The organism is Mucilaginibacter sp. UYP27 (assembly GCF_040547175.1).
Classification (GTDB): domain Bacteria; phylum Bacteroidota; class Bacteroidia; order Sphingobacteriales; family Sphingobacteriaceae; genus Mucilaginibacter.
Genome location: NZ_JBEPPE010000002.1, coordinates 425,745 through 438,657, shown reverse-complemented (window position 1 = coordinate 438,657; position 12,913 = coordinate 425,745). Strand labels below are relative to the sequence as shown.

15 protein-coding genes are annotated in these 12,913 nt (G+C 43.2%); 3 read left to right on the top strand and 12 right to left on the bottom strand.

Going from position 1 to position 12,913, the window contains the following annotated elements:
- Nucleotides 1–2: 2 nt before the first annotated feature.
- Nucleotides 3–1,394, bottom strand: coding sequence for a phosphoglucosamine mutase (gene glmM / locus ABIB39_RS09825; RefSeq protein ID WP_354429481.1), 1,392 nt, complete (start codon nucleotides 1,392–1,394; stop codon nucleotides 3–5).
- 135 nt (nucleotides 1,395–1,529) lie between these two features.
- Between glmM and ABIB39_RS09820 the strand changes: the two genes are divergently transcribed.
- Nucleotides 1,530–2,099 (top strand): phosphatase PAP2 family protein, encoded by a 570-nt coding sequence (locus tag ABIB39_RS09820; RefSeq protein WP_354429479.1) that lies wholly within the window; start codon nucleotides 1,530–1,532, stop codon nucleotides 2,097–2,099.
- 172 nt (nucleotides 2,100–2,271) lie between these two features.
- On the opposite strand, the gene ABIB39_RS09815 is transcribed toward ABIB39_RS09820, so the two are convergent.
- From ABIB39_RS09815 to ABIB39_RS09775, 9 genes are all read right to left on the bottom strand, one after another.
- Nucleotides 2,272–2,721 carry a MarR family winged helix-turn-helix transcriptional regulator gene (locus tag ABIB39_RS09815; RefSeq protein ID WP_354429477.1) on the bottom strand — a complete coding sequence of 150 codons (450 nt, stop codon included), beginning with the start codon at nucleotides 2,719–2,721 and terminating at the stop codon, nucleotides 2,272–2,274.
- Nucleotides 2,722–2,749: 28 nt separating this feature from the next.
- Nucleotides 2,750–2,911, bottom strand: a complete 162-nt coding sequence (locus ABIB39_RS09810; RefSeq protein ID WP_354429475.1) for a DUF5522 domain-containing protein — start codon at nucleotides 2,909–2,911, stop codon at nucleotides 2,750–2,752.
- On the bottom strand, nucleotides 2,911–3,849 hold the full coding sequence (locus tag ABIB39_RS09805) for an exonuclease (protein ID WP_354429473.1): 939 nt from the start codon (nucleotides 3,847–3,849) through the stop codon (nucleotides 2,911–2,913). Before ABIB39_RS09805 ends, ABIB39_RS09810 begins: the two co-directional genes overlap by 1 nt.
- Entirely contained in the window at nucleotides 3,846–4,448 is a 603-nt protein-coding gene (gene coaE / locus ABIB39_RS09800; RefSeq protein WP_354429472.1) for a dephospho-CoA kinase, read from the bottom strand. The genes ABIB39_RS09805 and coaE overlap by 4 nt, the downstream gene beginning before the upstream one ends.
- A complete protein-coding gene (locus ABIB39_RS09795) occupies nucleotides 4,448–5,395 on the bottom strand; it encodes a YbbR-like domain-containing protein (RefSeq protein ID WP_354429471.1) in 948 nt (315 codons plus the stop codon). Before ABIB39_RS09795 ends, coaE begins: the two co-directional genes overlap by 1 nt.
- A 96-nt stretch (nucleotides 5,396–5,491) precedes the next feature.
- A complete protein-coding gene (yajC, locus tag ABIB39_RS09790; protein WP_354429469.1) occupies nucleotides 5,492–5,812 on the bottom strand; it encodes a preprotein translocase subunit YajC in 321 nt (106 codons plus the stop codon).
- Between the two features lie 66 nt (nucleotides 5,813–5,878).
- Nucleotides 5,879–6,322 (bottom strand): DUF1573 domain-containing protein, encoded by a 444-nt coding sequence (locus ABIB39_RS09785; protein ID WP_354429467.1) that lies wholly within the window; start codon nucleotides 6,320–6,322, stop codon nucleotides 5,879–5,881.
- 7 nt (nucleotides 6,323–6,329) lie between these two features.
- Nucleotides 6,330–7,277, bottom strand: coding sequence for a transcription antitermination factor NusB (gene nusB / locus ABIB39_RS09780; RefSeq protein WP_354429466.1), 948 nt, complete (start codon nucleotides 7,275–7,277; stop codon nucleotides 6,330–6,332).
- 42 nt (nucleotides 7,278–7,319) lie between these two features.
- A complete protein-coding gene (locus ABIB39_RS09775) occupies nucleotides 7,320–8,405 on the bottom strand; it encodes a Glu/Leu/Phe/Val family dehydrogenase (RefSeq protein ID WP_354429464.1) in 1,086 nt (361 codons plus the stop codon).
- Nucleotides 8,406–8,615: 210 nt separating this feature from the next.
- On the opposite strand from ABIB39_RS09775, the gene ABIB39_RS09770 reads away from it, so the two are divergent.
- On the top strand, nucleotides 8,616–10,403 hold the full coding sequence (locus ABIB39_RS09770) for an ABC transporter ATP-binding protein (RefSeq protein WP_354429462.1): 1,788 nt from the start codon (nucleotides 8,616–8,618) through the stop codon (nucleotides 10,401–10,403).
- A 127-nt stretch (nucleotides 10,404–10,530) separates the two neighbouring features.
- A complete protein-coding gene (locus tag ABIB39_RS09765; RefSeq protein WP_354429460.1) occupies nucleotides 10,531–10,851 on the top strand; it encodes a DUF3276 family protein in 321 nt (106 codons plus the stop codon).
- A gap of 81 nt (nucleotides 10,852–10,932) precedes the next feature.
- Here ABIB39_RS09765 and ABIB39_RS09760 read toward each other — a convergent pair whose 3' ends face one another.
- Both ABIB39_RS09760 and mgtE read right to left on the bottom strand, forming a co-directional pair.
- On the bottom strand, nucleotides 10,933–11,412 hold the full coding sequence (locus tag ABIB39_RS09760; RefSeq protein ID WP_354429459.1) for a DUF5362 family protein: 480 nt from the start codon (nucleotides 11,410–11,412) through the stop codon (nucleotides 10,933–10,935).
- A gap of 91 nt (nucleotides 11,413–11,503) precedes the next feature.
- Nucleotides 11,504–12,874: a magnesium transporter gene (gene mgtE / locus ABIB39_RS09755; RefSeq protein WP_354429457.1), complete on the bottom strand. Its 1,371-nt coding sequence runs from the start codon at nucleotides 12,872–12,874 to the stop codon at nucleotides 11,504–11,506.
- Between the last annotated feature and the right edge of the window lie 39 nt (nucleotides 12,875–12,913).

Genomic DNA, 12,913 nt, shown 5'->3' with positions numbered 1-12,913 from the left:
TGCTACTCGTTTAAATTCAGTATTTCTTTTATATCGGCAATAATCTTGTTAGCCAGGCTCTCTGCAACGGTTTCTGAACCTCCTTCAGAATAGATGCGGATAATAGGCTCGGTATTTGACCTGCGCAGGTGTACCCACTGCTTATCAAACTCTATTTTCAAACCATCGATAGTAGAGTGCGGCTGGTTCTGGTATTTCTCTTCCACCTTCAACAACAACGCGTCAATATCCATCTCGGGCGTTAACGTGATCTTGTTTTTTGAGATAAAGTAGCTTGGGTATGATGCCCTTAAAACCGATACCGGTTTGCCATAGTTAGCCAAATGGGTCAGGAATAAAGCTATACCCACCAAAGCATCACGGCCGTAGTGCAACTCGGGGTAAATAACCCCGCCATTGCCTTCGCCGCCAATTACGGCGTTCACTTCCTTCATTTTATTAACCACATTTACCTCACCTACCGCGGCAGCATGGTATTCTCCGCCAGCATCTTCGGTAACATCGCGCAGGGCGCGGGTTGATGACAGGTTTGATACCGTGTTGCCTTTGTTGTTCTTTAACACATAATCTGCAACGGCAACCAATGTGTACTCTTCGCCAAACATGCTGCCATCTTCGCAAACAAAGCAAAGGCGGTCAACATCAGGGTCAACAGCTATACCGAGGTCAGATTTGGTTTTTAAAACCTCTTTCGCCAGGGCTACCAAGTTCTCCGGCAATGGCTCCGGGTTGTGCGGAAAGTGGCCGTCAGGTTCGCAATAAAGCTCGTGGGTAACTTCTACACCAAGCGCCTTTAATAAAGCCGGGACAAAAATACCACCTGTAGAGTTTACACAATCAATAGCTACTTTAAAGTTGGCTTTTTTGATAGCGGCAACATCCACCAAAGGCAGCGCCAGTACTTTATCAATATGTTTTTGCAGGTAACTATCATCATTGGTAACAGTACCCAAGTCATTTACATCGGCGTAAACAAAATCGCTGTTCTCGGCAATTTCTAAAACTTCTTTACCATCTACATCGCTAATAAACTCGCCTTTTTCGTTCAATAATTTAAGGGCGTTCCATTGTTTTGGGTTATGGCTCGCAGTAAGGATTATACCACCTGCAGCATTTTCATCAGGCACGGCAACCTCAACAGTCGGGGTGGTTGAGAGGCCTAAGTCTATCACATCTATCCCCAAGCCTTGCAGCGTACCTATCACCAGGTTGTTTACCATACTGCCCGATAGGCGGGCATCGCGGCCCAAAACTATCTTTTTAATACCAGTTCGTTTTACAGCCCAGCTACCGTAAGCAGATACAAATTTTACAATATCCAAGGGGGTTAAGCCGTCGCCGGCTGCACCACCTATGGTACCCCTGATGCCCGAAATAGATTTTATGAGTGTCAAAATATATAGATGATTAGCCGCAAAAATAAGAATATTTAAGCTATAGCATTGTAAAAAAAGCAATAGTTTGCACGTCAATTTATTGCCTATATTTACCACTGTTGACAACACTAGGTATATCACCACAATAACCCGATGCCCGACTTCCTGCTAAACTTTGACCGGCATTTATTCTACTGCATCAATCACGACCTATCAAACTCGTTTTTTGACGTTTTGATGCCGCTGATGCGCAACCCCAAATTTTGGATCCCGCTATACCTGTTCATCATTATTTTCAGCATTTGGCGATACAAAAAGCAGGGCATGATACTGGTTGTGTTTTTGGCAATGGCCGTTGGTTTTGCCGACTTTACAAGTGCCAGCATCATCAAGCCAAACGTAAACCGCCTGCGGCCCTGCCGCGACCCGGTGACCGGCCCTACCGATATAAACCGTGTTACGTGTGGCCCTGGCTACAGCTTCCCATCCACCCACGCCACCGACCATTTTGCCATAGCCGCATTTTTAAGTTTTATATTTTTTAAACGGTGGAAATGGGTACTGCCTGCAACGATACTATGGGCCGCCATTATCTGTTTTGCACAGGTTTATGTAGGCGTACACTACCCGCTTGATGTTACCGGCGGGGCTATTTATGGTAGTTTAGTAGGCATGTTGTTTGCGTTTGGGTATAAGAAGGTAGTGCCTGGGTTTAAGGCATAGAAGTCTCACAATGTCATGGTGAGCCTGTCGAACCATTTGTCGCGCGTAGAGGTCTTCGACAAGCTCAGACTGACAAACCTATTAGTAATTAACACAAAAGGCGCTTATTTTCGTAAACGCCCACTATAATTTGTCTTAGCTCCTGATTCTAAAAACCCTGACTCTCTTAAACCTATCCTCTCATCTTATCGAGCAGGTTGCTTAGCTGGCCGGCTTCCTCTTCGGTAAGGTTTTGTTTGAACAGGTCCTTAGTTTTGAAGCAGGCATCCATTTTTTTAAGTATCTCTAAACCTTCGTCGCTTATGCGGATATCCACGGCACGGCGGTCGCGGGAGTTGGTACAGCGCGATACAAGGCCTTTTTGCACCAGGCGGTCAACTATACGCGATGCATCCGACATCTTATCTATCATCCTATCCTTTAACAAATTTACGGTGGCAGGTTTTGGGTACTGGCCGCGTAATATGCGCAGGATATTAAATTGTTGTTGGGTAAGCTTATAACGCTCAAATTCCGGGCGCATATAGTTGTTGATCCAACCGTAAGTATAGTTAAGATTAATTACCGCTTTGTGGTAATTGTCTTCAAAATTCGTGCTTTTTATATCTTCCTCTATTCCCATGATTTAACTATTCGGCAAATATAATCTATTATTTTTTTGTTTCCTGCTCAGTTTTGTTCTCGCCGCGGTAATTCCAAGGGCAGTGCAGGCATTGGTTTTTACAGCAATAACCGCGCTTTAAATGGTATTCTTTTGTAAAAACAAAGTTACCGTCCTGGTTTATGTAATAATCAACGTTTTCCTGTAGCATTAGCTCAGCAATTTCACAAAAATATTGTTATTAAAGTATTTTTTTAAATGTGTGCCGTCACCGTGCAGCGTCCAGATCTGTTGAGGCTCTGTTTGTTCAATGGTTTTGATGATGTCGTCCCAGTCGGCATGGTCTGATATATACAGTGTGTCCTGATTGTTAACCTGCAGATTTTTCCAGCCGGATGCAAACAGGCGCTTCACCCCTGTTGCTCTGATATAACTCTCAAACGTAAAGGGCGGCACAATGTACACCCACTCCTCTTGCGTTTTCATAAGTTTACGTCCGTACATCCGGTGATCGCCCAGTTCGAACCCAAGCTTTTGATAAATAGCGTTGACAGGCATAATACGGTGATGTACCAATACCTTTTTCTGCGGGGCATAATCGTTTATCATCCTAATCAAACGCTGGCTTTTACCCAGGCTGTAAGCGCCTAACAGAATGTTTATTTTAATATCATTTAGTTTTTTAATCTCCTCTACCGGGTCCGGGTGTGCGGTATTCGGGTCGGCGAAGGTGCTTTCAGTTATCATCACATTGGCCTTTACAAATTCAAAAGGCTCGCATGTGGTGTCGGGCTGTAGCTTATAATCGCCGGTGTAAAGGTAGCGTGTTCCCTGATACTCCATTAACACTTGTGCAGAGCCGGGCATGTGGCCTGCGGGGATAAAAGCTATCTGCACATCGCCAATGCTAAACAGTGCTTTATAATCCGCTATATGGGTTGTTTTAGCCGCGCCCTTGCCGTATCGCAATTGCATAAAGGCATAAGTAGCAGCGGTGGTATAAACATTGGTATTGCCGCTCTTGGCATGATCGGCGTGGGCGTGGCTTATTACGGCATTGGTAACCGGGAGTTGCGGATCCAGGTAAAAATCGGCATAACGGCAGTATAGGCCATTGGCATTGAAGGCAATAAAATCGTCTAATATCATGAATTTTGTTGGGCGATGAATAAGTACAATTCGTGCAGTTTTAACACCTGCGGAATAACGAGTTGCTTGCCATCATTTATAATAACATCGTTGGCCAGGGCCAGCTTTTTTTCTTCAGTAAATTGGCGGGCGTTACGGGCTTTAACTTCGTCGGCGGTAATGCCATCACGTTGGGTAACACGTTTTATACGGACCTCTAAAGGTGCCGTAACCATTATAGCCCTGTCGCACTTTTTGTAAGAGCCGCTTTCAAATAATATGGCGGCCTCCTTTAACACGTAAGGCGCATCTTTTTGATTGAGCACCCATTTATCAAAAGCACGAAAAACGGCGGGGTGTACCAGCGCGTTCAGCTTTTCAAGTTCTTGTTCACTGTTGAACACGATGCCCGCTATATACTTGCGGTTAAGGCTGCCGTCGGCAAAGTAGGCATCGTTACCAAAGGCTTTTTTTATGCCTTTAATAAGTTCTTCATCCTTTACCATAACTTGTTTGGCTGCATCATCAGCATAAAAAACCGGGATGCCCAATACTTCAAATATTTTGCAAACGGTGGTTTTGCCACTGCCTATATTGCCGGTGATGCCTACTTTAAACATTATTTTTTGATAATAAAATCAATATTCTGCGGTACTATCTTTACCACCCTGCTGTACGATGGCGACCGTGTTACCTTTACGGGCAGCACAGTGTATCCGTTGTGGCGCCATAGCTCCAGATCGGCAACTGCTTCAAAATCGTCCTCGTTCAAGTCAGGGTAATTGGTTAGCGATGTAGTGAACGTTACCCTAACCTTTTGCGGGAAGATCTTTACATCATAATACTTATTATTATTGATGAGTTTTACGGGTACGTCAATCGTTTTTTCGGTAAACTCATCAATGGGGATGTTCACCGTAACAGTTTTGGGCAACACGCTCAGGTTGCCTTCTTTAACACCCTGCACTTTTATACGGCCGTAAAAATCTTCGTTAGCATCATTAATTTTAACAGTATCAGTTTTCCAGGTACTTATTTTCTTTAAAACCTCGGCAGGGCCGCTAATGGTTACATAACGGGGCTTAATATTCACATTGTCCGACTGGGCAAACTGCTTTTGGTAGGTTATTGCTTGTACCAGTTCTACCGGCACACGCTTAACTGTGCGGCTGCTAAAATCAAAAAACAAGGTATCGGGAGTTATAGCGATTATCTCATGCTCTAACTCCTTATTAGTATTAATCTGTTTTAACTGCGAGCTAAGTACTACGTAGTTTTTGGGATCGATCGTATGGAGATCAACGGTGATGGCCTTTTTCTCATCGTTCATCCTAAACATCAGCATTTGCCAGCCCGTGCCCTGCACCATGGCATTAACAGTATCTGGCTGCAGCGGGTGAAACGCACGTTTCTGTGGGGCGTTTTTAAAAACTATTACTTGTTTTATGCTGAATTTGTATGGGTTGGACAACGTAGTAAACATCCACGCAACTATGGCAATCACCAGGCAGGTCACAAAGGCCGATAACCGCCGGCGCTCAATTGCAGATAATTTTATTATTGCCATTCTTTTTGAGGTGAAAGGGTAAAGGTAAAAGGTAAAACGCTTGAAACAAAAAAAGCGAAAGGTTTTCCTTTCGCTTTTTACCTTTATCCTTTAAACCTATTTGGTAACTACCGGTGTATTCAATGCTTTTGAGGCATCTAACGATACGGCAGATTTATCAAAACGGATGCGGCCACCGCCTTCTGTTTCAACAAGAAAAGTTGTTTCGGCAACTTCGTAAATTTTACCGTGTATACCAGCAGTAGTTACAATTTTGTCGCCTTTTTTAAGCTCATCAACGTATTTTTTCTGGTCTTTTTGTTTCTTCATTTGCGGGCGGATCATGAAAAAGTAAAACACAACGGCAATTGCGCCAAACATGATCAATTGAGGGTAACCTAAGCCGCCGCCGGCTTGTAATAAAACTGTAGCTATCATTTATTAATTATTGAATTAGTGATTTTGTGAATTAGCTGTTTAACCGCGCTTCACAAATAATTATACTTATTTAGTAGTAGTTGTGGTTACCTCGCCAATTAAATGTACCATGCTTTGCGCAGGGTTGGTATTAGCTGTAATGGTAATTTGTTTATCCTGTAAACCTTGTTTATGGGCGCTGTTAAACGTAACTTTTATGGCACCATCGGCACCCGGTTGTATCGGGGTGGCAGGCCACTCTGGCTTGGTACAGCCACATGTTGCAACCGCATCTTTAATAATCAACGGCGATTTACCTGTATTGGTAAACTTAAACTCGTAAGTAACCTTGTCACCATCCTTGATCTTGCCAAAGTCATGGGTTTCTTTTTCAAACTTCATAACAGGCGCATTGGTTGCGCTGGTGTTACCGTTATCAGCTACGGCCGCGCTTGCGTTTTGGCCGGTTTGGTTACAGGCCGATGTAAACAACGCGCCTGCAATAATTGCACATAAAAACAGCTTTTTCATTTTTTGATTATTCTATTAATCCCCTGCCTATTTTCTTGATCTTGTTTTGCTCTTTTAATTCAAACAAAATCTTGTCTAATATACCGTTTATAAACGAATTACTTTTAGGCGTACTAAACTCCTTCGAGATCTCCAGGTACTCGTTAATGGTAACCTTAACCGGGATAGATGTAAAGTTAATAAACTCTGCGATAGCCATCTTCATTAATAAGGTATCCATCATCGCTATACGGTCAGGCTCCCAGTTTTGGGTCTTTTCGGCTATCAACGCCTGGTAAGCTACATCGTGCCGGATGGTTTGCTCAAACAAATTCACTACAAATTCCCTATCCTCAACCCAGTTACCGCTAATATCGGCAAGCTTGTTTTCGGCATAGTTATCTGATGAAAAGTTTTTAAATGTTTTAGCGATCAGCGCCTGCAGCACCTCGCGGTCAACCGGCCAGTAGATAAATTTATCCTCAAAAACCTGTTCGGCTAATGATGATTTAAGGATCACCTTTTTGAAAATGAACTTGATGATGTCTTTATCGGTTTGTAAGGTATCGTCGGTTTTTGCGATGTACTCGGTGTATTCCGTCGAATTTTTAAGCGTAGTGAAAAGTGATTTTGCCAATTCAGGATCAAACGACCACTCTACTTTATACTTTTTAAGGGCGATAAGGTAATCGCGGTTGTCTTTTAACGATACAAGGAAACGGTTGCTCATGATCTTAACACTCGCGTTAAGGTCATCGGCCGTTGGTAAATGTTTCGCGGCCCTTTCTACCGCATCGGTTTCGCTGTAGTCTATCACTTCGCTTATTAATGATAGCATCCAGATGTACATTTCAAAAACCTGATCGATACTACTTAGCAGGTTTTTTTCATGCGCTTTAATGTCTCTTGTATCCGATTGGTGGAACGCGTACAGCGACTGTAACACTTTTACCCTAAGGTGCCTTCTGTTTAACATGTTGTAAGAACGATTATGCCCGCAATTGGGCTATGATAAATTTTAATAGGTTGATTTTACTTTTTTAATATCAGCAATACGTTTTTCGGCAATTTTGTTTGCCGCATCTGTAGTAGAAATATTTTCCAACTTAGAAAGTTTTAAAACATTACGGGTTGCCTCACAAATATTTTCGGTAAGCTGCAGGGTGCGCTTTTTACTAAAACCCATCAACTCCGAGTAACAGTTAATAATACCACCCGCGTTAATAACGTAATCCGGGGCAAAAAGTATGCCTTTCTCCAGCAACATTTTGCCGTGTATACGCTCATCCTGCAACTGATTATTGGCCGATCCCGCTATAATTCCGCACTTTATTTTTGCGATGGTTTCAGTATTGATGGTAGCACCTAAAGCACATGGCGAATAAATATCCGCGTCGATATCAAATATCGAGTTATTAGATACCGCTTCGGCACCGTATTTTTTTGATACCTGGCGGGTACGCTCATCGTTAATATCGCTGATATAAACCTTCGCATTTTCGTCGCGAAGCAACTTTACCAGGTTTTCGCCTACGTGGCCAATTCCCTGTACAATTACTGCTTTACCGGTAAGGCTGTCGGTGCCAAACTGCTCTTTTACACAAGCTTTAATGCCCATATAAACGCCTTTAGCCGCAACCGGTGCCGGGTCGCCGCTACCGCCCAAACTTTCGGGGATGCCGGTAACATGCTGCGTTTCCATACGGATATATTCCATATCACGTGGGGTTGTGCCTACATCCTCAGAGGTAATAAATTCGCCGTTAAGATTTTTAATAAAGCGGCCAAACTTGCGCATCATGGCCTCGTTCTTGTCCTTGTGAGAGTCGCCGATGATAACCGAATAGCCACCACCCATGTTTAAACCCGCAATAGCACACTTATAGGTCATGCTTTTTGACAGGCGCAACACATCGTTTAAAGCATCCGCCTCGGTTTTGTAGGCCCACATGCGGGTACTGCCAAAGGCCGGGCCAAGCGTGGTATTATGTATAGCTATAATAGCCCTTAAACCGGTATCCGGGTCGCTGCAGTACACAACTTTCTTATGTCCGAAGGCATCGAGCTGGTTAAATATACTATCGGTAGGTTGTTGAACAGACATTTAGGGACGCGGCAAGTAAAATATTAGTTATGGTTCGGCAAAAGTAGAGGTTTTTTTTTGCGTGGCAAAGTTAAAGTCGGAAAGTCGATAGGCGGAAAGTCCGAAAGACTTAGATTATGGTTACTTTTTACTTTGGAGTTACTATTAAACATGTACTTTTGGATATAGGCAGAATCATCCGGTCTTGCTGACTTTCCGGACTAAACACACATGAAAGACCTCGCATACCTCAATAAATTCTTTTATAAATACCGCTGGCGCCTGGTTCCGGGTGTGCTGTTTGTTATCATATCAAATATATTTGGCGTGTTGCCGGCGCAGGTTATCCGCGTAGCGTTCGATCTGGTTACGGAGAACATTGGTGTTTACCAGCTATTTGATGGTTTTAACAGGCAGGAGGTTATTTACGATATTTTTGGCTCCAGCTTGCTACTATTCGGCATATTGGTTTTGGTACTGGCATTGCTTCGCGGATTGTTCCTGTTCTTTATGCGACAAACCATTATCCTCATGTCGAGGCATATCGAGTATGATCTTAAGAACGAGATCTATTCGCACTACCAGGTTTTATCGCTTGCCTTTTACCGCCGCCACAACACCGGCGACCTCATGAACCGCGTTACCGAAGACGTTAGCCGTGTGCGCATGTACCTTGGGCCGGGCATTATGTACACCATTAATACCATTGTGTTATTTATACTGGTGATATACGCCATGCTTACGGTAAGTGTAAGGCTGGCGGTGTTTTCGGTATTGCCGCTGCCTATTTTGGCGGTTATTATATTTTATGTGAACACCGTTATTGAATACCGCAGCGAGAAGATCCAGCAGCGGCTGTCGGCCCTATCCAGCTTTGTACAGGAGAATTTTTCGGGCATCAGGGTCATTAAATCTTACGTTCGCGAGAGCTTTGTGAGGGAGAAATTTGCCGCCGAAAGCGAAGATTATAAAACCCAAAGTATGGCCATGGCCAAAGTTCAGGCTATGTTTTTCCCGTCGATGCTGTTGCTGATAGGGTTAAGTAACGTGATCACCATGTACATTGGCGGTGTAGAGGTAATGAAGGGTAACATCACGCCCGGTAATATCGCCGAGTTTATTGTGTACCTGAACATGCTGGCCTTCCCGGTGATTTCGTTAGGCTGGGTTACTTCGCTTGTCCAACGCGCGGCCGCCTCTCAAAAGCGTATCAACGAGTTTTTGCACGAGCAGCCCGAGATCCAATCTCCCAAAGCACTGCCGCATACATTAGCCGGTAAGATCGAATTTAGGAACGTATCGTTCAAATACCCTGATACTGGTATTACGGCACTAAAAAATGTTTCTTTTACTGCTAATCCGGGCGAAATGGTGGCGATTATTGGTCGTACCGGGTCTGGAAAATCTACCATTGCCAACCTGGTGATGCGCATGTACGACACAACCGGCGGCGAGATCCTGGTGGACGATAAATCATTACTCCAGCTTAACCTGGATAACTACCGGTCGCAAATTGGCTTTGTACCGCAGGAGGTTTTCCTGTTCTCGGATATCATATCTCACAACATAGCCTTCAGCGCCGATCTGCTGGATATGCCACGTGTAGAGAAAGCCGCAAAGGATGCTGCCGTTTACAATAATATTATGGAGCTGGAGAAGGGCTTCGAAACCCTGATAGGCGAGCGTGGCGTAACCCTTTCTGGCGGACAAAAGCAGCGGGTAAGCATTGCCAGGGCTATAGTAAAGCATCCGCAGGTATTGATATTTGATGATTGTTTGTCTGCCGTTGATACCCGCACCGAAGAAGAAATATTGAGCAACCTTGGCCGAATTATGCAAGGCAAAACCAGCGTAATTATATCGCACCGTATCTCCACCATCAAAAACGCCGACAACATTTTAGTGCTTGATAATGGTGAAATTGTAGAGCAAGGCACCCACAACCAGTTAATGGAACTTAAAGGCCCATACTTTGAGTTATACGAAAAACAACTGCTGGAAGAAGAGGAACAAGCTTAAAACGCAACCCTTTACTCTTAATTGGCGTAAAAGATTGAAATAAAGATCTAATTGTGATTTAATTAAATACTTGCAATTAGTTTTTTATATATATTTATGCCACCAAAACTATTACAATAAAAAATTTATGGGAGATTTTGACAATAGAGAGCGTGAAGAAGTGTACTCCAAAAAGATAAGGGCCGGTAAACGAACTTATTTTTTTGATGTAAAAGCAACCAGGTCTAACGATTACTACGTGACTATCACTGAAAGTAAAAAACGTTTAGAGGACGGTGTTTTTGTAAAACATAAAATTTTCCTTTATAAAGAAGACTTTGAAAAATTTGCCGAAGGCCTTAAAGACACTGTAGATTACATTAAAGAGCATCAGGAAGTGGTTGAGAAACGCTATGAATTTGGTGAAAACGTTGAAACCGCCAAAGCCGACGAAGATTTCTCTTTCTAATAAAAAATAAATAAACCTAAATTATAAAAGAAAGCCCCGCTTAATTAAGCGGGGCTTCTTGTTTATAAACGTTTAAGTTCGTTACCTGTTCATCATTCCGGCTGCGCCACCTAAGATGCTTATGATAATCATCAGTGCAACAAACGAAAGATATACTACCGTAAATACACCCCAAAGTTTAAAAAATGATTTGAGCTTACTAAGCGCTATAGTTACATCTTCTGCACTTTTGTAGGTGATTCCTTTTTTAATACGATCACCAAATTGGTAAAGATACAAAGCAAAGAAAAAGCTTATTAAAGCTATAAGCAAGTATATCACTGTAAATAAACCGCCCATACCAGCGGCTGCAGCCATCATTGGGTTAATGGTAGCCATTGTGGTAAAAATAGTACCCACAAATAATGCCATTATAGCAATAAAGGCTGTACCAACAAAGCCCATTATACCTAAAAAGTAGGCCCATTGTCCGGCTTTTTGTAAGTAATACTGCGCTTGTTCGTTTAAAATGATCTGTGGCTCGGGTGTTACCGGTTGTACCGGCATTTCGTCAATTTCCATTGTGTTAGTTTAGGGTGTTTGAATTTCTTTTAAAGATATAAATTATCTGAACTGAAACAAGCAATAAACCAACATTATAGAATAAAAATTCTTAATGGTTAATACCCGGCATAAATAAGACTGCAATAGTAAAGTAAATAATGAGGCCGGTAACATCTACCAGCGTTGCCACGAATGGTGCGGATGATGTCGCAGGGTCGGCCCCTAACTTTTTTAACAGTAATGGCAGCATAGAGCCTGCTAATGATCCCCATAACACTACGCCGACAAGAGCGATACCTACTATAAACCCAACTGTCATCCATTCGGGGCCATATATATTGCTAAAAAGTGTCCATATGTAAATTCGCATAAAACCTATTACACCAAGGGTTGTACCCAGTAACAGGCCGGATATTATTTCGCGGCGCATAACCCGCCACCAATCACTTATGGTTACCTCCCCTAATGCCATAGCCTGTATAATTAGCGTTGATGCCTGCGACCCACTGTTACCCCCGCTTGATATAATAAGCGGTACAAACAGGGCCAATACTACAGTGTTGGCGATAGCGTGTTCAAAGTGCCCCATAGCAGTTGCCGTAAGCATTTCGCCCAGGAAAAGTACAATGAGCCAACTTATCCGCTTTTTTACCAGGCGAAAAAGGTTTATATCTAAATATGGCTCGTCCAAAGCCTCGGTACCTCCAATTTTTTGGATATCCTCTGTGTATTCTTCATTTGCAATCCACAGAATATCATCTACCGTAACAATACCAAGTAGTATGTTCTCTTTGTCGGTAACCGGCAAGGCCGTCCTGTTGTTCATCCTGAACACGTTTATCGCATCTTCCTGCGGGTCGTTTGCACTCAGGGCGATGAGGCGGCCATCCATCAGGTCGCTTATTTTAGTTTCGGGTGCAACGAGTAGTATCTCGCGGATCCGGATATCATCCAGCAGAATACCATTCTCTCCTATTACATATATAACATCGATAGTTTCGGAGTTTTTACCGTACCGGCGTATGTGCGATAGCACTCGCGTTACATCCCAGCTTTTTTTGACGGCTATATAATCGGGTGTCATCAAACGGCCAACGCTGTCTTCTTTATAACCCAAAAGAGAAAGCGCCTCTTTACGGTCGGCGGGCGAAAGGTGCAGGATCAATTTGGCAACCGCATCGCCATGTAATTCGCTAAAAAATGCGGTACGGTCATCGGGTGGCAGTTCATTTACAATCTCGCTTACCTTTTTGCCCGAAAGTTTTTTGATGATCCTTTCCTGAGTAGGGAAATCAAGGATGCGGAATACATTAACCGCGCGGTTAATAGATAGTATCTCGATAAATTTAGGGCCGTGCTCAGGCAGTTCATCTATAAGTTCCTCAACGTCAGAGATATTCATGTTGTTCAAATATTCCTGTAGCTGCGTGGTATCCTCCTGCTGCAGTAGTAATTCTATTTGCTCAACCATCTCTTCCATAAGCCCGTGTTTACATCTTATTAACCTATTTTTCTGCCT